This window comes from Acidobacteriota bacterium (genome assembly GCA_039028635.1).
GTDB lineage: Bacteria > Acidobacteriota > Thermoanaerobaculia > Multivoradales > JBCCEF01 > JBCCEF01.
This window is the reverse complement of sequence record JBCCHV010000010.1, coordinates 22,943-46,142: the sequence shown is the minus strand read 5'-3', so window position 1 is coordinate 46,142 and position 23,200 is coordinate 22,943. Positions and strand designations below refer to the sequence as shown.

General features: G+C 62.7%; 13 protein-coding genes. 8 read left to right on the top strand and 5 right to left on the bottom strand.

What is annotated here, in order from left to right:
- The first annotated feature begins 4 nt into the window (after nt 1-4).
- From AAF604_06325 to AAF604_06295, 7 genes are all read left to right on the top strand, one after another.
- Nucleotides 5-859, top strand: a complete 855-nt coding sequence (locus AAF604_06325; GenBank protein MEM7049255.1) for a DUF4437 domain-containing protein — start codon at nt 5-7, stop codon at nt 857-859.
- Between the two features lie 12 nt (nt 860-871).
- On the top strand, nt 872-1,501 hold the full coding sequence (locus AAF604_06320) for a hypothetical protein (GenBank protein MEM7049254.1): 630 nt from the start codon (nt 872-874) through the stop codon (nt 1,499-1,501).
- 18 nt (nt 1,502-1,519) lie between these two features.
- Nucleotides 1,520-3,031 (top strand): aldehyde dehydrogenase family protein, encoded by a 1,512-nt coding sequence (locus AAF604_06315; protein MEM7049253.1) that lies wholly within the window; start codon nt 1,520-1,522, stop codon nt 3,029-3,031.
- A 588-nt stretch (nt 3,032-3,619) separates the two neighbouring features.
- Complete coding sequence (locus tag AAF604_06310; GenBank protein ID MEM7049252.1) at nt 3,620-5,857, top strand: VOC family protein; 2,238 nt, start codon at nt 3,620-3,622, stop codon at nt 5,855-5,857.
- 1,074 nt (nt 5,858-6,931) lie between these two features.
- A complete protein-coding gene (locus tag AAF604_06305; protein ID MEM7049251.1) occupies nt 6,932-9,691 on the top strand; it encodes a TonB-dependent receptor in 2,760 nt (919 codons plus the stop codon).
- Between the two features lie 262 nt (nt 9,692-9,953).
- A complete protein-coding gene (locus tag AAF604_06300) occupies nt 9,954-11,429 on the top strand; it encodes a dihydroorotase family protein (protein ID MEM7049250.1) in 1,476 nt (491 codons plus the stop codon).
- Nucleotides 11,430-11,433: 4 nt separating this feature from the next.
- On the top strand, nt 11,434-12,564 hold the full coding sequence (locus AAF604_06295) for a hypothetical protein (protein ID MEM7049249.1): 1,131 nt from the start codon (nt 11,434-11,436) through the stop codon (nt 12,562-12,564).
- Nucleotides 12,565-12,863: 299 nt separating this feature from the next.
- Here the strand turns inward: AAF604_06295 and AAF604_06290 are convergent, their stop codons facing one another.
- The 4 genes from AAF604_06290 to AAF604_06275 all read right to left on the bottom strand — a co-directional run bounded on the left by AAF604_06290 (nt 12,864) and on the right by AAF604_06275 (nt 20,971).
- Nucleotides 12,864-15,689 carry a hypothetical protein gene (locus AAF604_06290; GenBank protein ID MEM7049248.1) on the bottom strand — a complete coding sequence of 942 codons (2,826 nt, stop codon included), beginning with the start codon at nt 15,687-15,689 and terminating at the stop codon, nt 12,864-12,866.
- An 824-nt stretch (nt 15,690-16,513) separates the two neighbouring features.
- Entirely contained in the window at nt 16,514-17,830 is a 1,317-nt protein-coding gene (locus AAF604_06285; protein MEM7049247.1) for a DUF418 domain-containing protein, read from the bottom strand.
- A gap of 1,010 nt (nt 17,831-18,840) precedes the next feature.
- Complete coding sequence (locus AAF604_06280) at nt 18,841-19,338, bottom strand: hypothetical protein (GenBank protein ID MEM7049246.1); 498 nt, start codon at nt 19,336-19,338, stop codon at nt 18,841-18,843.
- A 166-nt stretch (nt 19,339-19,504) separates the two neighbouring features.
- Nucleotides 19,505-20,971 carry a hypothetical protein gene (locus AAF604_06275; GenBank protein MEM7049245.1) on the bottom strand — a complete coding sequence of 489 codons (1,467 nt, stop codon included), beginning with the start codon at nt 20,969-20,971 and terminating at the stop codon, nt 19,505-19,507.
- 283 nt (nt 20,972-21,254) lie between these two features.
- On the opposite strand from AAF604_06275, the gene AAF604_06270 reads away from it, so the two are divergent.
- Nucleotides 21,255-22,559, top strand: a complete 1,305-nt coding sequence (locus AAF604_06270) for a hypothetical protein (GenBank protein MEM7049244.1) — start codon at nt 21,255-21,257, stop codon at nt 22,557-22,559.
- 16 nt (nt 22,560-22,575) lie between these two features.
- Here the strand turns inward: AAF604_06270 and AAF604_06265 are convergent, their stop codons facing one another.
- Nucleotides 22,576-23,160, bottom strand: coding sequence for a hypothetical protein (locus AAF604_06265; GenBank protein MEM7049243.1), 585 nt, complete (start codon nt 23,158-23,160; stop codon nt 22,576-22,578).
- Nucleotides 23,161-23,200 lie beyond the last annotated feature (40 nt).

Here is a 23,200-nt window from a genome sequence, read left to right as displayed (position 1 = left end):
GAAGATGGGTCGTCCCCACATCGAGCCGTTGGTCGATCGCGACGTGACGTCGAAGCCGCTGCGCCTGCCCGGTTGGAAGCGCGGCATCACCTACCGCACCCTGAGCATGGACCCGATCAACGGCTCCTGCACCCAGGTGGTCGAGTTCGAAGGCGGCTTCAAGCAGCCGGGCGGATTCTCGAACAGCGAGTTCGAGCTCTTCATCCTCGACGGCAGCCTGACCATTGGCGGCAAGCAATACACCAAGGACCACTACTTCTTCGTTCCTCCGGGCTACCGCATGGATGCCATTTCGACCAAGGAAGGCTGCAAGGCGATCTGGTTCTTCAACGACCACTACCCGGACTGGGTGGCGGCCTCGGCGCATCGCGATCGCAAGGTCAAGAAGAGCGAGTTCATCAGCACCGCGTCGAACGACGAGATCCGCTGGATCGTGCCCATGATGGTGCCCCAGACGGAGCCCGGGGTGTTCATCAAGATCCTGCGCATGGAGGAGATCACCGGCGCCTTCACCGGCCTTTACATCATGGTGCCGGGCTTCTGGCAGGACAACATTTCGTACCACGACTGTATGGAGGAGTCGTACCACATCTGGGGCGAGTCCTGGATGATGCAGTTCGGCTACCTGCCGACCGGTGGCTACTTCTACCGGCCGCCCTACATCAGCCATGGTCCCTTCCAGTGCGAGTACGGCACCTACGCCATCTTCCGCACCGACTCCTGGCTGGTGAATCACTTCCATTTCAACCCCTGGACCAACGTCGAGGAGAACCGCGAGCGGGTGCTCAACAAGGTCAAGGCGCGGCAGCCGCTGCTCGCCGACTGGAGCTACCTCAACCCGAACGAGTTCGTGCCGTGAGGGAGCGCGGTGATGAAGCGCATCGCGCGGGGCGCGCTGACGGCGGCACTGCTGCTGTCGGGCGCCCTCGCCACGGCGGTCGCCGGCTCCATCGAAGCGGGCAGCTCCGAAGGCAGGGCGATGGCCGCTGACCCCAATCGGCCGCCGGGTCCGCCGGCGATGGAGCCCTGGGAGCGCGAGCTCTGGGAGCGCCACATCGGCACCTGGAAGAGCTCCTACACCATTCGCGACGCCGAGGGAAACATCGTCGACCAGCACGAGGCGATCAACGACATCGCCCTCGACTGGGAGCAGAACCTCTACTCGCAGCGCAACATCTACACCCGTGGCGAGGAAACCGAGGTGCGGCGCTACACCGCCCACTGGGAGGGCTCCGAGATGGTGATTCGGGGCAAGGTGCTCGAGGGTCGGGCGCGGGCCTACGACCAGAACACCATCATCCTGTGGTTCAGCAAGCCGTCCCTCGGCGAGGAGACCTACGAGACCATCATTCTCGGCCGGGAGCCCCATCGCGGCCGCTCCATGCAGCACTGGGAGAACGGTGTCTTGGTGCGCACGACGAGCGTCTTCGGCGAAGTCAAGACTTCAGACCTGCCGGCGATCGACGCCGCCGGCCACGACCTGCCGGCGCCAGCAGAGTAGGGCTCGGGAGAGTAGACGTTGAGTCCAGCGACGCCTCCCCTGCCGCTGCTCGCCGAGCGTTCGGTGCCGGACTTCGAGGGCCCCCACGGCTTTCTCGACGGCGAGCCGGAGGATGGTCGGGGGGCGCCCTTCGAAACCGTCTTCCCGGTCACCGGCGAAGTCCTGGCGACGCTGCCGTCGGCGAATCCCGAGGACGTCGACCGCGCCGTCATCTCGGCGCGGCGCTGTTTCCGCCTGGGAAGCTGGCGCCGCCTCGACGGTGAGCGGCGCGCCGAGGTCTTCGAGCGTCTCGCCGAGATCCTGCTGGCGCGTCAGGACGAGCTGGTCCAGCAGATCTTGTTCGACAATGGCAAGACCGCCGGCGAAGCGCGCATCGACGTGCTGGCGGCGGTCGGTGGCTGCCAGCGAGCCGCGGCGCGCTGCCGTCAAGAGGCCGAGCGGCGGCTGCCGGCGGAGCGCGGCGTCGACAAGCTGGTCTGGCGCGAGCCGGTCGGCGTCGTCGCCGGCTTGACCCCCTACAACGCGCCGCTGATGTTCGCCTCCCTGAAGGCGCTGCCGGCCCTGGCGATGGGCAACTCGGTGGTGCTCAAGGTCTCCGAGAGGGCTCCTCTGGTGGCGCGCGAGCTCTGCCGCGCCGCCAGCGAGGCGGGGTTGCAGCCCGGTGCCCTCAACCTGGTCCACGGCGGCGTCGAAACCGCCGCGGCGCTGAGCGCTCACTCGGACGTCGACCTGATCAGCATCACCGGCGGCACCACCGCCGGCACCGCCGTCATGCAGGCGGCGGCGCCGACGATCAAGAACCTGCTCCTCGAGCTGGGCGGCAAATCAGCCCACATCATCCTCGCCGACGCCGACCTCGATCAGGCCGTCGCCGCCGCCGTCGCGGGCATCTTCCGCAACGCCGGCCAGCGCTGCTTCTCGGGCTCCCGTCTGCTGGTCGACCGGCGCATCGCCGACGAAGTCGAAGCCCGCGTCATCGCCGCTGCGGAAGCGCTGGTCGTCGGTGATCCCTTCGACCCGGCCACCCAGGTCGGGCCGATGATCGACCAACGCGCCGTCCAGGCGGCCGAGCAATTCGTCGCCCGCGCCGTCGCCGACGGCGTCCACCTCGCCACCGGCGGCACCCCGGTCCCCGAGCTCGGCGGCGGCAGCTTCTTCCGCCCCACCGTCCTCACCGGCGCCCACGCTCGCTCCTACGCCGCCCAGGAAGAGCTCTTCGGCCCCGTCCTCACGGTGTTGCGCGTCGACGGCGTCGACCAGGCCATCGCCGTCGCCAACGACAGTCCCTACGGCCTGGCCGGCGGCGTCTGGACCGGCGACGAGCCCACCGCCTTGCGCATCGCCCGAGAAGTTCGCTGCGGCTACTTCTGGATCAACACCTACGGCGCCATCTTCGGCGACGTCCCCTTCGGCGGCTACGGCCGCTCCGGCCTCGGCCGCGAAGCCGGCGAGGAAGGCTTCGACGCCTACAGCGAGCAAAAAACCGTCCTCATCGACCGCCAAGGCGGCGCCTCCGCCCCCATGTTCTAGACCGTGGCCGTCCTCCCCCAACCCCCCCAATGGCGCCCTGACTCCGCTGCGAATTCACCACTCGCACTCCCCCTCACCCGTCGCCTTCGGTACCGCGGTCCGGGTGGAGCCCTCTCTCGCCCTAACCTACCGCCACCAAACCGCGCCTTCGAGACCTTCGGTCCGGCCGAGGCTCTGCCTGTCCAAGAGCGGAGCCTGAGCTCGCGGGCAAGCTGTTGGGAGTCCGAGCCCAGGCCCGTAGAGGAAAAGCGGAGGCATCGTGTCTGCCTCTCCACGCTCAGACCTACCCCCACCAATAGCGCCTTCGAGACCTTCGGTCCGGCCGAGGCTCTGTCTGTCCAAGAGCGGAGCCTGAGCCCGCGGGCAAGTACTTGGAAGTCCGAGCTCAGGCCCGCGGAGGAAAAGCGGAGGCATTTGTTTGAGCGCAGCGAGTTATGCCTCCGCCTGGAGCGGGCCGTCCCGGAGTCTGAGGCGCTCCACGCGGGCGCGTTGGCGGAGCGTTGGTCAGGCAGAGCCTCGGCTCTCACCGACAACCGCAATCGCGAATTTCAAAGTCCGAGCCAGTAGAACCCAAGGAGAACCCGACCCATGCGAAAACCAACCTGGCTCCTGGCAACACTCCTCCTGATCCTCGCGACCGGTGTCGCCACCGCAGCTCAAGAAGAAAACCCTTACGAAGGCGCCACCTTCAAACGTGTCACCCTCGTCGTCGCCGACCTAGACCGCGCCCTCACCATCTACCGCGACATCCTGGGCTTCCACCTCGACGGCGTCTCCGAAAGCGGTCCTGACTCCTACTCCTACCCGGTCTTCAAAATCGACCGCGACGCCAAAATCCGCTTCGCCACCCTGAGCGCCGGAACCGAGCAAGTGCGCACCCTCGCCCTCACCGAAGTGCGCGGCATGGAGCTGCCCGAAGCGGGGCGCCCGCTGATGAGCGCCGCCGTCATTCGCAGCCGCAATCTCGAGCGCGACTTCGAGCGCCTCGAAGCCCTCGGTCTCGAAACCACCGCGCCCAAATTCGTCACCGGCCAAGAATTCTCCTTCTGGGAACGCGCCTTCATCGACTACGACGGCCACCTCGTCGTGCTCTACGAGATCGTCGAGTCCGAGAAAAATCCGGCCGCATCGCCGCCCGACGCCCTCGCTCCCAAAACCTCCGCCGTCGATGCCCTCGCCGGCCCCCTGGCCATCGCCACCTACCTCACCCACGACCTCGACACCTTCCTCGAGTTCTACCGCGACGGTCTCGGCCTCAGCATGCGCGGCCCCCTCGACCTCGAGCCTTCGGTGCGCCGTCGGCAGGCCACCCTGTGGGGCTTGCCGGACGACCTCGGCTGGGACCTCTACCTGCTCGAGCGGCCCGGGGCGCCGGGCACCGTGCGCCTTCGACTGATTCACGTCGACCGCCCGACGCCGCTCGTCCACACCACCTACGATGCCCGCGAGCCCGGTCCCTTCTCCACCGGTTACCCCACCCTCGATCTACCCACCTGGGACGCCGAGCTGCGCCAAGCCGGCCACGACGCCATGAACCCGATGTCCGAGTACACCGTGCCGCGGCCCGACGGCACCAAGTACCGCATCCAGGAGACCATCTTCAAAGCGCCCGACTTCATGCACGCGGTGGGCATCTCGCGCCTCGACGGCATGAGCCAGCTCGGCCCCGTCGACAGCGCCACCGGGCGCGGCGGACCGGTCTACTCGGCGCAGAGCATTCGCGACTCCGACGCCGTGCTGGCCTTCTACACCGACGTCCTCGGCATGGAACTGCGCAGCGATCGCGAGTGGCGCAGCCACGGCTCCAAAGGCGCCCTGGCGGTGCCCGACGGCACCGTCTTCCGCTTCTCCATCGTCTACGCCATGGGGGCGCGCGATGGGCACCTGCTGTTCATCGATTTCCGCGACGGCGCCCTGCCCGACAGCGGCGTCGCGCCGCGGCCGCCGAACCAGGGCATGGTGGCCTGGAGCTTTCCGACTCAGGACCTCGACGAAATCCTGCGCCGTGCCCACGCCGCCGGCACCGAGATCGTCGCCGGTCCGGTGCAGTACGAAAGCCCCGAGCTCGGTACCCACCGCGCCGTCACCCTGCTCGCCCCCAATGGCTTCCTGATCGAGATCTTCGAGCCGGCCGCCGAAGCGGACACGTTGAGCGCCACCGACATCGTCGAGCGCGCCATCCTCGCCGCCGGCGGCGAGGCCTGGCGCCGGCCGCAGACCCTGCGCCTCGCCGGCCAGGCGGTTTTCAGCGAGCAGGGTGACCCTCGCGCCTCGCGCTTCGCCGACCGCTACCGGATGTGGCGCGTCTTTCCGGATCGCTCCGGCGACGCCCACACCGCCAACGGCAAAGTGCGCCTCGAAGCCTGGGCCGGCGACGACGCCATCTTCCAGACCGCCTACGACGGCCAGCGCACCTACGACGCCAACGGCCCCGTCGACGAAGACCAGGCCCGCCGCGACTGGTCCTCCGCCTTCGGCTTCGGCATCCTGCGCTTCGCCCTCGACCAAGGCTTCACCGTCGATCGCCTCCTCGACGACCAGATCGAAGGCCACCCCTGCCACTTCGTGCGCGTCACCGACCCCGCCGGTTCCGCAACCCGCTTCGCCATCGACCGCCACGACTACAGCGTCCGCTGGGTCGGCTTCGACACCCCCAAAGGCTGGCACCACCGCATCTACTCCGACTTCCGCTGGCACCGTAACCCCCACTTCCGCCAACCCACCCGCGTCCGGCTCTACTACAACGGCACCAAAACCGCTGACATCCACTGGCAAGAATTCGCCGTCAACCAGCAAATCGACGACAAGGTGTTCGTCCTGCCTTAGCTCCTCCCACCTGCTTTCCTCCCTCCGGCGAACCGCCGAAGCGGCCGGAACCCTGCTCTTCGAGTCCCTATCGCCCGATCGCGGCCCCCGGTCTCTCAAGCCATTCCCTCGGGCCTTGGGCGCTGAATCTCAGACCTTCCTCGGTTATTCGTTGATGAAAGCTCTTCTCGGGTCGAGCGGATCAGTTCCGACCCTTCACTCAGAGCTCCGTCGAGAGAGTCGGAGTGGGATCCCGTCGCGAACCTAGCCCGTCGTGATCTTCTCCACCAAGCCGCTCTATCTTGCCCCAAGGCGTCTCTCTGAGACCACCTACGGGACGTTATCGTCTCCTATTTTCATTGTTCACTCCACCGCGGTCTCGAGACTCACCGATCAGCGACAGGCCCGAAGCGCACAGACGGTGAGGTCGAGTCCGGCTTCGCGAAAGCGCGTAGCCTGAGCCCGCGGGCACTTGCATTCAAAGTCCGACCCCAGGCCCGCAGAGGAAAAGCGGAGGCATCTGTTTGAGCGCAGCGAGTTATGCCTCCGCCCGGCGCGGGCCGTTTCGGAGTCCGAGTAGACCCACGCGGGCGCGTCGGCGGAGCGCCTTCGCGAAGCCGGACTCGACCGTCCTCCCCAACTTGTCAGCCATCGAATCGTTCCAGGCGGGCACGCCGGCGGAGCGCCTTCGCGAAGCCGGACTCGACCGTCCTCCGCCACTTCGTCAGCCATCACGTCACCCCACGCGGACGACACGCCGCATCGCCTTCGCGAAGCGAGACTCGACCGTGTCCTCCCCCACCTCGGCCCGCCATCACGTCCTTCCACGCAGGAGACACACCGCAGCGTCCCGAAAGCAGGCCACCCAGCCGTCCGAAAACCCCTTCCTTGACACGCTTTTGTGACTTCCCGTACAGTATATGTACTATTGGTATGACAAATGGACATTTCCCCGAGCTCCGCTCTGCCGCGACGACCGATCTCCTGCGAGAGAACGGCGTCGTTTCGTGGTGCCCGCGGGGAATGAGGGAAGCGTTGGGGTAGCCGGGCGCGAACGAACACACGTCCCCGTCGGGGGGAAGGGAGTAGCCTGAAATGCTGAGGCCGCAAGTCATTCGATGGGCATGGATCCTCGGCGTCGTCGTCGCCATGCTGGCGCCGACCACGCTGTCGGCGGAGACCCTCCGAGGTCAGGTCAAAGATCCCTCCGGCGCCGTCTTGCCGGGCGTCACCATCACCGCCGTCAACACCGCCAGCGGCCGCAGTCAGACCACCGTCACCGACGACCAAGGCAACTACGAGTTTAGCGATCTGGCTCCCGCTGCCTATCGCGTCAGCACCCAGCTCGACGGCTTCGCTGACTCCGCCGAGACGGTCAACGTCTCCCAGGCCGAAGTCACCGCCGACTTCCAACTCGCCCTCGGTGCCCTGGTCGACGAGCTCACCGTCACCGCCGCCCGTGGCGAGCGCTCCATCGTCGAGATCCCGCAGGCGGTCACTGTGGTCAGCTCCGCCGACATCGAAGATCGCCGCCCGCAGTCCGTCCAGGAAGCCTACGAGCGGGTGCCCAACATGCAGTCCATCGAGCAGAACCAGGCGCGCTCTCGGCCCACCTACCGCGGCCAGTCGTCCTCCCGGCTGCTCCTCCTGCTCGACGGCGAGCGCATCAACAACTCGCGCATCGACGCCAACGCCACCGGCCTGTCGCCGGGCATGATCGACGTCACCCAGCTCGCCGCCATCGAGGTGGTGGGCGGCGCCGGCTCCAGCCTCTACGGCACCGACGCCCACGCCGGCACCATCAACCTGATCACCAAGGCCCCGTCGCGCCCCTCGAGCGGCGCCACCTGGGACGCCATCCTCGACCTCGGCTACAACGACAACGGCGGCTTCAACCGGCAGTTCGGCAGCCTGAGCTACGGCACCGAGGCCTGGGGTTTGCAGGCCAGCGCTTCGGTCTTCGATCAGGACGACTACGAGATCGGCGGCGACGCCATCACCACCGAAGAAGTGCTGGCCCTGGGCGAGGTCTCCAACCTCCTCGCCGGCAACGCCAACACCTACGCCATCTGGTCCCTTGGGGAAAACGGCGAGATCCGCAACGGTCAGGGCGAGGGCACCAACGGCCGCCTCGACTTCTGGCGCTACTTCAACGGCACCCACTCGCTTCGCGCCACCTACCTGCTGAGCGAGCACGAGGATCTCGGCTTCGCCTTCAGCGGTCCGCCCTTCAGCAACAACCGCACCAGCAACAACTTCCGCGACTTCACCAAGCTCACCCTGCGCTACGAGGGCTCTGAGATCGCCGATTGGCTACCGCGGGTGGCGGTGCGCGTCTACCAGCAGGAGTTCGAGCGGCCGCAGAACGACCGGCGCTTCAACATCGACGAGGGCTCGTCCTTCGTCACCAACCCGGATCGCAGCCTGTCCTTCACCGGCAATCCGTCCACCTTCAACTCCGGCGGTACCTTCTCGACCACCCTCAACAGCATCACCAGCACCGGCGCCGAGGTCCAGCTCAATCTGGCGGCCTCCGAGAACGCCCTCATCACCACCGGCATCCAGTACCTCAAGGACGAGTCCGAGGACACCTTCACCCGCGACGCCTTCAACGGTGCCGGCACGGTGACCTCGACGGTCGTCGGCGCCACCACCCCGGACACCGACTACGAGAACCTCGCCGCCTTCGCCCAGCTCGAGTGGCAGCCCCACGAGGTGGTGCGCGTTGCGGCCGGCGTGCGCTGGGACGACTGGGAGTCCACCGCCCAGGCGACGGACGGCTATCCGCTGCCGGGGGGCAGCGAGCTCGGCTTCCTGGGTATCGCCTCCGGCGAGCTCGCCAACCGTCTCGAGAGCGACTTCGGCTTCAACCTCGACGGCGTCGCCGATTTCGTGCAGGCGATTCGCGACGGCCAGGACTTTTCGACCTCGAACGACGTCGTCACCGGCAATGTCGGTCTCACCTTCTTCCTGCCGGCGGGAATCTCCCCCTACGTGCGCTGGGGCGAGAGCTACCGCGAGCCGGAGGTCACGGTGCGCTACCTGGTGCGCAACTTCGGCTCCGGCTTCTTCGGCGTGCAGAGCGTGCCCAACCCGTTCCTCGAGCCTGAGGAGGGCACCAGCATCGACCTCGGCGTGAAGGTCGATCAGGGCAATTGGCGCGGCTCCCTCGCCTGGTTCCGGAACGAGATCGACAACTACATCGACGGCATCGTCACTCCGACCCTGTTCTTCACCCCCGATCCGGCCAACGGCGTGTTCAGCCCGGTGGGCCTGTTCTTCCAGCGGGTCAACGCCACCGAGGTCGAGTTCGAGGGCACCGAGGCCTACTTCGAAGGCTCCTTCCCGGTGGGCAACCGCGGCAGCCTGACGCCCTACGTCTCCCTCTCCTGGCTCGAAGGACAGAACAAGAACCCGACGCCGGCCGAGATCCAGACCATCGAGCAGTTCTACAACCGCTCGGATCTGCCGATCGATCTCGAGGGGACGCCGGACGACGCTCCCTTCGGCTCGGTGGTGCCGTTCCAGGGCACCTTCGCCCTGCGCTACACCAACGCCACCGGCAAGTGGTTCTCCGAGTACGAATTCCGTTTCGCCGACGACATCACCCGGGTGCGTCCGGAGTCGGTGGCCACCGGCAACATCACCCAGTTCGGCATCTTGAAGTCCCTCGACGGCTTCGAGAAGCACTCCTTGCGCGGCGGCTATACGATCGATGCCGGCGGCAATCCGCTCAAGCTCACTCTGGGGATCGAGAACTTGACCGACGACCTCTACTTCCTGCCCTTCCAGATCGCGCCGGCACCGGGCCGGTCCTTCGTGCTCGGGCTGAACTACAAGTTCGGGAGTCGGTAGAGGCGAATTGACAACGGCCCGGAGGCGTAGGTTTTCGGGCTCGTGCACCGTGCCGCAGCCGGGCTGCTCCACGGGACTCCGACTGCAGGCTGCTCGATCGAATCGGGCAGCCTGCAACTTCGTTGCGGCGCATTGCCCTGCGAAACAACAGCCTTGCGAAAGAATGGTCGCGATGACGTGAAGGGCAAGCTTTCGAGGTCTCTCACCGCTCGATCATTGATCACACAGAAACCGCTCGATCACAGAATCCAAGAGACCCACCATGACGGAACCGAGCCACGACCTGCTGATCAAGAACGTCCGCCTGGTGCGGCCCGGCGTCGACGACCCGCTGGCTACCGACATCGCCGTCTCCGATGGTCGCTTCAGCGCCATCGCGCCGGAGCTGGCGGTGGAGGATGCCCGGCGAGTGATCGATGGCGGTGGACAGCTCGCCTTCCCGGGCCTGGTCGATGCCCACATGCACGTTGGCATCTACCAGGAGCTCTCCGCCGATGCTCGCAGCGAAAGCCGCGCCGCCGCCATGGGCGGGGTGACCTCGAGCCTCAACTACATGCGCACCGGCCAGTACTACCTCAACCGCGGCGGCCCCTACCGCGAGTTCTTTCCCGAGGTGCTCGAGCGCAGCGACGGCAACTTCCACGTCGACTACGCCTACCATCTGGCACCCATGTCCGGGCAGCACATCGACGAGCTACCGGTGATGTTCGAAGAGCTCGGCGTCTGTTCCTACAAGATCTTCATGTTCTACGGCAGCTACGGCCTCCACGGCCGCTCCGACTCGCAGAACGAGTTCTTGATGATCGGCGAGGACGAAAAGTACGACATCGCCCATTTCGAGTTCGTCATGCGCGGCATTCGCAAGCTGATGGAAGAGCGCCCCGAGCACGCCGAGAGCATCTCCCTGTCGCTGCACTGCGAGCTCGCCGAGATCATGAGCGCCTACACCAAATTGGTGGAGCGCGAGGGCAAGCTCGAGGGCCTGGCAGCCTACAGCGCCGCTCGGCCGCCGCACTCGGAAGGGTTGGCGATCTGGATCGCCTCCTACCTGGCGTACGAGACCGATTGCCTCAACATCAACCTGCTTCACCTGTCGTCGCGCAAGGCGATCGAGGCGGCGCGCATGATGCAGACCGTCTTCCCGCACATCCACTTCCGCCGCGAGGCCACCGTCGGCCACCTGCTGCTCGACATCGACGCCCCCTGCGGCCCCCACGCCAAGGTCAACCCGCCGATTCGACCGCGCGAAGACGTCGAGTTCCTCTGGCAGGCGGTGCTCGACGGCGACATCGACTGGATCGTCAGCGATCACGCCTGCTGCTCGGCGGAAAGGAAGGTCAGCGGCGAGAACCCGGGCGACATCTTCCTCGCCAAGTCCGGCTTCGGAGGTACCGAGTACTTGCTCTCCGGAGTCCACACCGAGGGCCGCAAGCGCGGCCTCTCCTACGGCCGCATGGCCGAGCTCACCTCCCAGACCCCGGCGCGTCGCTTCGGCCTCCACCGCAAGGGCGACGTCGCTGTCGGCTTCGACGCCGATCTGGTGCTGTTCGATCCGGACGAGACCTTCGTCGTGCGCGCCGCGGAATCCGAGTCCACCCAGGGCTACACCCCCTTCGAAGGCATGGAGCTCACCGGCCGGGTGAAGACCACTCTGCTGCGGGGTGAGGTGGTCTGGGACCAGGGCGAAGTGGTCGGCCCGGCCAGAGGCGAGTATCTGCACCGACCGACGAAGGGGTAGGGCGGTGGAGCTGCTTCGGAGGCTGGTCGCGGTTCTTTTCGTCCTCGGGCTGGCGATCGTGGCGGGCGCCGAAGAGGCCTCAGCCGTCGAGCCGCCCGACACCGGCATCAGCGGCGTCTACGAGGTCATGGTCGGTGCCGAGGACGCCGCCATCTACGAACGCTACTTCGCCGAGTTCGGCTTTCGGGTAGTGGCCCGCGGCAAGCTCAGCGCCGACGAAGCCGAAGCCCTCTACGGCGTGCCGTCCGCGCTCAAATCGGTGCGCATGCAGAACGGCGACATCGCCAGCCACGGCCTGGTGCGCATCCTGGAGTGGGCCGAGCCGCTGGGCCCCGGGGTCGGCTATGCACCGCCGGAAACCCTCGGCATGCGCATGGCCGTGATGCGCACGACCGACATCTTTCGCCTCGTCGACACCTACCGCGCTGCCCGCAAGGCGGGCGAGCGCTGGCTGCCCATCGAGCCCGTCTACGACGACCTCTACAGCCTCACCGAAGGCGACCCGAGCTTCTTCAACCGCCCCGTCGGCGTGCGCGAAACCGCCGTCTACGGCGAGCTCTTCCACCACGTCTTCTTCCAGCGCTATGGCTACCAGATCCCCGGCTACGGCACCATCGGCGACCACTCGCCCCTCGCCACCAGTGAGTTCACCCACCACGACTTCATCGTCGACGGCGAAGACCTCGGCGAAATGACCAACTATTACCGCGACGCCCTCGGCTTCCGCGACGAAGGCGGGGTCGTCCTCGACGGCGACTGGCAAGACGGCCCCCAGCGCGTCTTCGACATGGCCCCCGGCACCAGCCACTGGTACCGCGGCTTCGTCTCCCCCAACAACATCTGCGGCAAGCTCAAATTCTTCCTACCCACCGGCCCAAAGCCCGACCGCACCGCCCGCCAGCGTCCTGGCGAGTTGGGCATCACCCTGCACTCCCTCTACACCCCGAAGCTCGAGAAAGTGCGGCACCTGCTGATCGACCAGGGCATCCAGCCAGGAGAGATCCGCAACAACGAATTCGGCGAGCGCGGCTTCGTCTTCATCGGCCCCGATGGCGCGGCGTGGCAGATCCTCGACAAAACCGACCCGGAGCCCGGCCCGGTCACCGAGTTCGAGTTGGTCAAGACCGGGGGGTAGAGTAATGCCCGCGGCTCCGCGGTGCCTTCAGCTCTTCGGCAGAGCCTCGACCAGAAGCCTCGCCTGCGCGATTCTCCTTGTAGGCCTCGCCTGCACCGACCAGACCGACTCACCCCCAACAGCCCGGCCGACCATCGCAGTCGTCCACGGCTCAGAAGCCACCGAACCCCTCGGCACCAACCTCGCGCGTCACGCCGGCATCTGGGAAGGCGAATACCTCCACCTCGACGCGACGGCCAGGAGCTCGAGAGTCATCTCCGCAACTTGTCTCTATGATTTCTTTGTGAGGTATCTACTGGCTAAAGCCATCTAAGAGCAAGGACCTCGGGAGTTTGAACGCCAAGAAACTGCCCTAGTTCCATAACTAAGTCAGAGATCTTTGCAACTCTTCCCTTGAATTCATCCATTTCACGCTTCTTGGGAAAGCCCTCGATCTTGAAGTTGTAAGCAACTAGGTCCTCATGAAAACTATCTAATCCTTCTACCTGTTCGGCAGTCCACCTTGTGAGCTTCGCGCCAGTTGCCGCGTTGCGCGAAAGATGTGACTTTGCCAGCTCCGCCTGGATTGTCGTTCTCCTCAGTTGGGCCGCCAACATCGAGGTGGTAGGAACTCGGCTAGAAATCAAAGTCTTCAAGCGCTCGCGCTGAATCAGAAAGCGGCCGTACTCCTGTTGCGCGACCTCTCTCTCGCTTAGTGCCTTAATGCTTTTCGATAGACCTGGAAAAGCCGCCCCGAATCGAGATAGAGATTCTATGAGGTCCTCCTTTGGGCTGTCACTCACCTGTACCTGGCTCTCTGGAAATCTCTCAATGGAGGCCTGCTCCTTCCAGCTCGATAAGAGACTGCGGCCAATTTCTTCAAAGTCGTCACCGCCAAGTTTTCCTTCCGTAAGTGCCCTGGTCAATGCAACCCGCGCTCGCGCCACGGGTTCTTCGTAGGTCACTAGATAGCCGTTTGACCCGAAGAAGATTCTGTAGATCTCCTGAAGCTCAAGGCAGACTGTAAGCAACTCAGCCGCAGAATCCGTGACTTCCTGTTCATACTTCTTGTTGCCTGACCGATCTGCGGCAACACTTGCACCACTGAGGGCCCGCGGCAATGCGGCATAGGCCAGCCAAAGACCTAAGAATTGCTCAGACTCTGCCGAGTCCTTCCAGAGACCCTGCCCAGAAAGCCGGCTGAATAAGAGTTGCTTTGAGTCAGTCTTTGCTATCATTGATAGTATCGAAACAAACTCACCGACTCTGGCTCGGAAGTTCGCAGGACCTTCTCCGACGAATCTGGCGCCTAACTGTGATGCGCAAAACCAAAGGTATTCAAAATCTACTACTACCGATTCAAGGTATGCAAGTCCGTGCTCAGAGATGACTACATCCTGTGAAAGGTGTTGTTTTCTATTGCGGAGGTCCTTATTCCTGCTGAACCAGACTAGGAGTCGATCTTTGTTGTGGAGCGCGTTTAGGGACTGAAGACCAACTTCCACGGGAACACCATAGAGCGCCAGGCTCGCTAGTACCTCTCCAACGCGAACTCGCAGGCGCCGCTGAAGAAGCAACAGGATTCTGACTCTCGCTAGCGTTGGCCATCCAGGGTGAGTCGAGAACGACGAAGGGCGAAACAGGTTCACCAACCTACTTTCGGTAGGACCTTCTCCTGGGTCACCGAGGATCGCGCTGATTGAGTGCGAATAGCCTATCTGTAGGGCGACCTCTTTTCTTATTCTGAGGCCACGGGAGAACAGGTAGTCTAGGACTTGGCCATCTTGGTAGATGTGGTAGAAGAAGCGAGAAGCGGTTGCTGTAGCATACCTACCGGAGGTACCTACGATTGCGCCAATGGTTCTTCCTAGGTGGCCGAGGGGTTTTCCGCCCACGGAAATTGATGTAAGGAAGTCGTGATTCGGATGAACTTGTGGTCTGCACTCGGCAAGGGTCACCGGTTGTCCTAGCGAGTCGAAATTGCCTGCTGCTAACATCAGGGAGTACAGATAGGCTGTCACTAGTAGTACGTCTATTTCTTCTTTTGAAGGCCTCTTTGTGAATAGGGGGATCAGCTCCTCTCTGGGAACTAGGAGTAGTTTTTCACTGATTCTCTGAAGCATCATCTCGAAGCAATTTGGTCCGTAGTGAAACATGTAATTCGGATTGTTGACAAATCCTTCGAGGCCGAGAGAGCTCGGTCTGACTGGCATGATAAATCTGCACTTTGAGGTGAGTGCCGCTAGTCTCTGCACCCTGGCGGCGACTTGTTCTATATGCTCAGTTGGAAGTTCATCGATGTTGTCGACAACGATCAGGTTGCAGGGGTTTTCAGCTGAGCATTGTGATATGTAAAACCCCACTACGGTGGATGCTAAAGAGTAGCTCGTCTCCGGGTCAGAAGTGATCGCATTTAGTCTGCTCGCAAATGAAGTGGTCCCTTTGCGAAATCTTGTGACCAGCTCGTCGATCAGTGTTGCTGTGGGTCTTTGTTGCAGCAGGGGGTCATCCAATAAGCAGTCAGGGTGTTCTAGGTCTAGTGGGTACGATCCGGGACGTTCGTTGTCCGCCCAAGCCGCGATGTCGTTGGCGAGAAGAAGTCGTCGGATGACTTTCATGGCTCTGGGATTATCTTCGATAGCCTTCTGCGATTCCGGCGAATCTTTGATCCAAGTATTGAGAAGTGCGCCGTAAATCTTGAATCGAATTGCGCGCGCGATCTCTTGGACGGCGTTTCTGGCTGGGGTTGAAGCCAGTTGAGCCATCAGGTCGATATTTATCGGCTCCCGATCGCAGGGTTCGCAACTGCATGGATTCTGATCTTGGAGTTGCTTTCGGCGTTCAATGATTGATGCGCGGAGCTTCCTTACAGCAGTGCTCTTCCCGGATCCGAGACCGCCTACTACGACGTGGAAATTCACCGGGAAATCAAGCTGGACTCTCTCAAGGAGAGCCTCCTCATAGTCAAGTCCCATTGCCTTGTGATCGAATATTTCGAGTCTTGGTCTCTCTCGCCTTTGGTAAAACCGAAACCTTTGAGTTCCTGGTAGATAGTCGCTGTCCAGATTCTCCAGGCGATCGGCAAAGATCGTTCCTTTGAGAAAGTTTGCCACATTGGGAAAGTATCTAAATGACTCCAAGGTCATCCCTCCGATCGTTTATCGGTCTAGTTGAATTAACCGCATTATTCCGAACACATGCACTTTTTTCGCAGTGACTGGCATACTTCGTGGAGGCGCTATGATTAGCATGTGCAGAGATTATAACCTAGTGGTGAGCGGCGGAGCTGGCAGTCGGCCAGATCGCAGAGAACGGGCCTCGGCGCACCATGGAGAACGAGAAATCGTAGCTCTTTACCTCGCCTGCAACAGGTAGATAGGTAGAGGCGCCACCCTCTGACCAAGCCGCATCAAAATCAGCGACTTGAGGGTGGTTCCATGACTGCCGGAAAGAGGTGCCACCCTTCTACCCAAGTGGCTTTGAATCAGTTGCTTGAGTATGGTGCTGTGACTACTACGCCGCTTGACAGGGTTGCCGCCCTCTTAATTGAGTCGCACCGCCAGTGTCGCCTCGGTGGTCACCTGCGCGGTGGACATCGATGGCTGCGTCCTTAACGGGGTTCAGGACGAACGCTGCCGTCAACCGCACTTCATTTGCGAGGACTGCGGCCTCATCACATGCCTGCTGGCGCAGCTCACTGCGTCGATGTCGATAGGTGGCCCGCGGGCTAGGTTGATCCGGAAAGCGATGGTCCAGCTGAGCAGGCAGTGTCCTGTGCGTCCCCAGCGCGGCCGGCTGGGCTCTCGACGAGCGGGATCTTAGGCAAGCGGATCCTGTTTGTGTCCTGAGACTCGACCGGCGCCTCTGATGCTCAAGAGGGGAGTTGCCTTGGCGTCTGAGATCCTCCTCAGAGCCGGACTTGCACCGCTTCTGCGTCCACGGCTGGGCGCCGTTCGGTGCGGAAGGGACATCATCCGTAGGTGGCTCTTCGCCAGACCCATTCGAGCGGTCCCTGCCCGCGCCGCGCGAGCCACCAGACGCACGCCTGTCTTTGGACGATGAGGATGGCCGTGGCAACGAGGGGGAGCAGTGCGACAGGGGTTTTGCTGGCCAAGCCGAGCCCCCACCCTGTAAATATGAAGAGCTGAATCACCGACTGGCCGATGTAAACGGTGAGCGCCATCCGACCCAGGGGGACGAACCACTCGAGCAGCCGTCGTCCGGAGCCCGTCCTCCATGCGAGCACGGCGAGGGCGAGGTACGACAGCGCCAAAGGAGTCGTTCCGAGGGCATAGGCCGCGGTCTGGAGCAGTCCTTCAGGTGACAACATGAAGCCGGATTGCGCGTGCCGGAGCTTGATCACGGCATAGACGAGGCTCGCCGGGAGTCCGATCGCAGCACCGACGGCGGCGGTGATCCTGAGTGATCGCCCGAGGGATGCAAGGCGAGGCAGCAGGGAGACTCCGAGCCAAGCTCCAATGAGGAAAAGACCCATTACGTGAGCGGGGCGTCCACCCTGGAGATAGGTTCCCGGTCGCGCCACTGCATAGCCAACATTCCACGCCACATAGCCGCGCGGGTCTGCTGCGAAAAGCTCCAGTGAAGATCTGCCGCGCTCGCCGTCCAATCTTTCCTGGACTCGAGCCCCCAGTTCCGCGAACGGCGGTCTCGGGTCGAGTCGACCCTCGGTGGAGTAGACGAGCACGTGCGTCGCCAGAGGCGTCAATAGAAAGAGGATGATTACCGCGAGCCGAACGCGGCCGTGCCCTCGGGACAACGTTGGGAGAAGGAGACCCATCACTCCGTAGAGCGTGAGGATGTCGCCGGCCCAGATCGCGTACAAGTGGACGAGCCCGATCACGATCAAGACAGCCATTCGTCTGCGGAAAAAGCGTCCGAACTGCGATCGACACTGCCCTCGCGCCTCGGCTCTTTGCAACTGAATTGCAAATCCAACTCCTAAGAGGATCGAGAAGACCGAGTAGAACTTTCCCTCGATCAGCCAGTCCATCCCAAAGATGACGGTCTCGCCTAGAGTGCCGCCGACCATGGCCAGCCGGGTCTCGGCGCTCATCCAGTACACACCGAAGAAGGACACGAGGTTGGCCACGAGAATCCCGCCGAGAGCGACGCCCCGGATGGCGTCGAGAACGCTCAGCCGCTCACCGGCTGGAACTGGTGCCAGGCCAGAGTCGGCGGCCAGGGTGCTTGGTGGACTCATCGAAACTCGGGACGGATTCGGGCCGTCGGAATTGACCCGAGCATTGCCGGTGAAACGCTGCTGCAAGTGCAGCTAATGAGAACTCATTATCATTTATTCGGCGATGGGGTGTCAACTCGACTTCGGAGCCGGTCTCCGCAGGCTGATGGTCGTCCGCCACCGGCCTGGGACTGATTCAGCCGTGGTTAGGGACACCAGGTTTGGATCTGGCAGCTATGGGAGGGTGGGGAGTTGCTGAGGGTGGTGGGGTGGAGGAGGACGTCGGCCCAGCGCCGGGCACGCAACGCTTCTAGGACTTATCTTTTCTGGTGGTGCGAAATTGCGCTGGCCGATGAGTTGCGCTGAGAGAACCGGGCCGTGATGAGGGAGGCACTGGCAGCTGCCTGACGCGATTCAACGCTTCAAGGGCGCCTCTTGTCCTGAGCTGCCAGTGCATTGCGGGTTCGGGTCTCTAGAACGATGCTCCGTCGGAGCAGCAATCACAGGAGCATCGTCCGCCCACGGTTACCGAGCTGAGGATTCCGGTCTCTCCCTCAACACACGAATCGGCGCAGTGATCTTTCGCGGTCTGGGAAGTGCAGTAGGCGTACGAGACGGCGGTCCAGCTCTCGGAACAGCCCTCGGCCACAGGGCCGTCGAGAAAGGGGGACCAAATTTCTCCCTTGCCGTGGTCCGTGGTGGAGCTCCCGGCGCTTGCTGGCAAGATCGCGACGAAAGCCAGAATTACGAGGCAAGTCAGGGAAAGGGTCAGGAATGCGGAACGCTTGCTCATAGAAGTCTCCTTTCAAATGGAGCCCTCCGCGGTCCGCACGTCTTGGCAGCCTTGCTGGCGGCACCGAAGCCCGTGCGTCGGACCTCGGGCTCCAAGTCACGGATGGTCTCTCTTTTCCGGGAGACCAGATTTCGATCCTTCTGAGCGTCACGCGCTGTTTCGGGCTTGATCGGATCAAGCCTGGCAAAGAGATCCAGGCCATCGGTGCGGCGGGCTGACGATCGGCTGGCTTGGTCGAAGTAGCTGCCTTCTTCGGAATGGGTGATGACGGAGAGGCGACCAGGATGAGCAACAGCGAGCTTCGCTACCACATCTGCCCTTCCTCGAGGTCTCTGAAGAGCTTGTCCGCCGAGTCAGCCACCTCTTTTGGAAGGTATAACGCCCGATAGCCCTGGTCGATGGTCACAAACTCGACGAAGCGCCCCCCGAGCCTTGGCTCGATCTGCTCCTTGATGAAGGTCAGAAAGCCGCTCTCGACCCAGTCAGCGCTCTGTTCCCATTCGCTCGAAAGGGTTTCTTCTCCGATGACAACACTGATGCCGGCTCGCTTGTTCTTGGTGTCCAGGAACGATTTTATGTCGAACCTTCTGATTCGAAGCTCGTCCCGAAAGACTTTCCAAAATTCGATGAAGAGCTCGCCGTAGGAGGAGTCGTCTTCGATGCACTCCATGTCGTAGAAGACCGTCTTCTTGGCCATGTAGCCATTCAGTACTTTCCATAGCTGTCCAATTCTCTCAGGGCTCTTGATGATTCCGAGCTTCTTGAGGGACTCGTAGAGCGATTCGATCTCAGAGTTTTCCACGTCGACTCCTGGGCCGTCGATGATGAGGCAGAATTTGCGAGCCGGGAGTGTAGCAAAGGACAGGCCGCAGAGCTCTCTTCCTCGCCATTTGTAGGATGCTGGTCGAGGTATGCGTTGGTCTTCTCCCCCGTGCTGGAGGTAGAGGAGTTGTGGGGCTCGACCCGTTCTATGCCGGCGGTGGCTCGGCGAGCTTTGCCGCCATTTCCTCGAGGAGCTCGATCAGCTCCGACGGCGCTGTAGTTGGTCGTGACAGGCCGTCCCCCAGGTCGACCGATGAGTCCGAGGTGACCCGCAGCTTTCGAAAGGGCAGGTCGAGAAGGTCGAGAGGAGGGTACTCCTCCGCCTGGTTCTCCGGGCCTGGTTGTCCTGTGCCGACGATGAAGGCATTGCCGTCATCGCCGAACCAGGATTTGCGCTTGGCTTTCGACGCGAAGTAGAGAGAGGTGCCGGTGAACACCCAGCCCCGGAACTTCTTCGGACCCGGTTCGCGCCAAGGGCTCAACCGGCCGGGCCTCTCGAGGATTGCGAGGATCGCAGCCTCGGCCTCGATCTCGAAGCGGGTGCGGACACGCTCCGAGATATCCGATCCGGGCGGTGGCCGCAGAGCGACACGAAGCCCGCTCTCGAGGTCTTGCTGGTGCCGCTCGACCGACTCCGAGACGATTCCGGCAACTCGTTCTGGGGCGACGGGTACCCAGTCAATACGCGACGTATTGATCGAGTCGGCCACGCACGGGTCATCCGACGCTGCCAACTCTCGACTCTGTCGCGCTTCTTCTTTGAGATCACAGCAAAGGGAGGCTGTTTTGTAAAGGTTGAGCGGCTTTCCGACAAAGGCTCCCAGGAAAGAGCCGAGTCTGATGTGGAGAATCGCCGTGAAGGGCCGCCACCATTTCGTCTTGGTCGCCGTGCGAACTGGGTGGACACCTTTGAAGTACTTGGCTACGTCTTCGGTGAGGAGCTCACATTCGCTCGACCACGGTTCCATCGAACGAGCAAATTGGATCAGTTCTTCATTGCACTGCTCATAGCCCTCCTGGCCGGAAGCTCGTTCCAGCCGCCAGCAGAGATCGTGCTCCCGGCAAGCCCGATCGAGATCATCTCGCCAGGGCAGCGAGAAATCCCGCAGAGGGGGCGGTCCGGCGAATGCCAATCCCCCGGCAAGTCGACTCGCGCACTCACCGGAGGCGTGATCCTCCTGGTTCAGGCAATGCTGGTACTCATCGAGGTGGTAGGAGTAGCCCTGCCACCATGGCTCGTCGAGTTCTCGAATGCGGTTCGAGACTAGATGGCTGTCCTGGCGTAGCCGAAGTAGGGACTCTGCAAATTGCTCGTCGCAGGTGTGCGGACATCGGGTGTGGTCCTGTGGATAATCTGCGGCCTCTGAGCCTTTCCAGCAAGCAAAGTGTGCTCGCAGCGTACGATCGTATCGTTTGCTCCACCGCTCGGCCTGGGGATCCTCTTTGAGGATGGGAGGGTGACCCGGTCCGCAGTAGTTGCCATGGATCTTGATCCCCGAGCAACCATTCAGGGCGAGTGCAATCACTAGCGACAAGGCGCTGAGTCGCCATGCCGATTCGAACTCACTCGCATCCGATGGTGTTGCCGAACCCTCGGCTTGCACTGGTCGCATCGCGAACATCGTTATAGGAAGGAATAGCGCGACCGTGGAAGAAGACGGATCATGAGCAGCATGCGAAGGGACATCAAGAACTTATCATGCTTGCAGGGTTGGGCTTCTCGCGGTCGCTGAGTCACCTGGCTGTCGTGGCTCCGCCGCCAGACCCCGCAGTCTGACCCGGCCGTAGAACCCTCGCTCTTGCCGTACGTATCGATGTCAGATGCAGAGATCGTTCTAGTCGATGTTTAGGGCATCAGAGGTGGTTCGGAAGCGGGTCGCCTCGGGAGGATTCATCATGTCAATTCGTTCGTCGTTCGCTCGCAGGCCTGGAATCTCGCGCCTCGGTACCCCGTCTCGAAATCTGGTCTTCGCCGCTGTCCTCCTGTCGATCCTCGCGCCCGAGGCTCTGGCCCAGGCGGACTCGGCGGGCGGTGGGAACCAGGTCCATACCTTGGCCGATTCCTTGGCCGGTGCGGTGGGCGGTGTGGCGGTGGATCGCGCCGGCTTCATCTACTCGGCGGACTTTCTCGACAAGGTCTGGCGGATCTCTCCCTCTGGCGAGGCCGAGGTCTTCGCCGAAGGGCTGTACGGCGCGTCCGGTAATGCCATCGATGCTAGGGGACGGCTGCTGCAGTCGAACTTCTATGGCGACACCATCAGCCGAATCGACCGCCTCGGCAACCACGAGGTGATCGCGGAGGGTCTCGGCGGGCCGGTGGGTTTGGCCTTGGATCCCGAGGGGAATCTCTTCGTCTGTAACTGCCGAACCAACTCCATCGGCAAGGTGACTTCGCAGGGAGAGGTCAGCACCTTTGCCGAGAGCGAGCTCTTCAGTTGTCCCAACGGCATCACCCGGGGGGCGCAGGGTGACCTCTTCGTGGTCAACTTCAGCAACGGCAAGATGTTGAAGGTGAGCCCGGAAGGGCAAGTGTCGGACTTCGCCACCATCCCCGGTGGCGGCAATGGTCACGTGGCGATGGCGCGAGGTTCTCTCTACGCCACCAGCTTCCGGGGCCATCGCGTCTATCGCGTGTCGAACGATGGCGAGGTGACGCTGGTGGCCGGCACCGGCGTGATGGGCGAGAAGGATGGTACCGCCAAGGAAGCGCTGTTCTCCTGGCCTAACGGGATTGCCGCGGGCCCGCTGGGAGATCGCCTCTACGTCAACGACTTCATTAACCGAGCACCACCCGGCGTCGCTGTTCCTCCCTCTCCTCGCTTCTCTCTGCGTCAGGTGAAACTGGCCTCGTTGAGTGATCTGCTGACCCAAGCGGAGGCGAGCGGTGGCATCGAGCAGGTGGTGGAGATCCACCGTGCCTGGAAGGCCGATCCGGCAACCGCGGGACTGTTCACGGAGATGGAGATCAACCGGCTGGGGTACTCCTGGATGGGAGCCGGGAAGTTGGCGCTGGCAATCCGTCTCTTCGAGCTCAACGTCGAGTCCTACCCGCAGAGCTTCAATGTCTATGACAGCCTCGCGGAGGCCTACATGAACGCCGGGAAAAAGAAGCTCGCGATCGAGAACTACGAGAAGTCCCTCGAGCTCAACGATGCCAACACCAATGCCCGCGACAAGCTTGAGGAACTGCGGGGCGACTAGAATTCGGTAGAAGGCTCTAGGGTTGGAGCTGGTCCGGACCGCGGCCTAGTGGCTGATAAATCTTTCCGGTTGCCCGATATCCGTCGACGTGACTATGAGCGTCGAGAATCAAATTTCCATCCGAGAGGTGCCCTGAGTAGTCGATGCTGCCCTTCGTTGTAATTATGGAGAAATTGATCGTTTCGTCGGTAATTCGGTAATAACCCTTTCTTCCGGACTTGCGATCAAATCGGTCGGACTTCTGGCGCCAGAAATCGTGGATGTCTCCCATGTCCAACAGGCTCATGCCGACCACCGTACCGTCATCGTAGAACCTCAAGACCTCATAGAGCGGCGGCTCGCTCTCTTCATGAAAGAAATAGTAGGCATCTCCTGCTTCGGAGAACGGAGAGTCTTGCAGCTGGTCGAAAGTGAGCTTGTTGAGAGAGTAGAATCCGGCGATCGCGAGTACCAAGCAACCAAAGGCGCTGCACCCGCGAAGGCCGGGGCCTCCATTCGAGCCGCCACCACGTTCTGGAGGGCTCCGGTATGGCCTCTCGGGAAGGTCCCGGTACGTCTGGTGTAGCTCACCGCGTTCTACTTGATCTCTGTAGTCGGCCATGTTTGCTCTCCGCTCAGGCGGCCAGGGTTGGGGCGTTGCG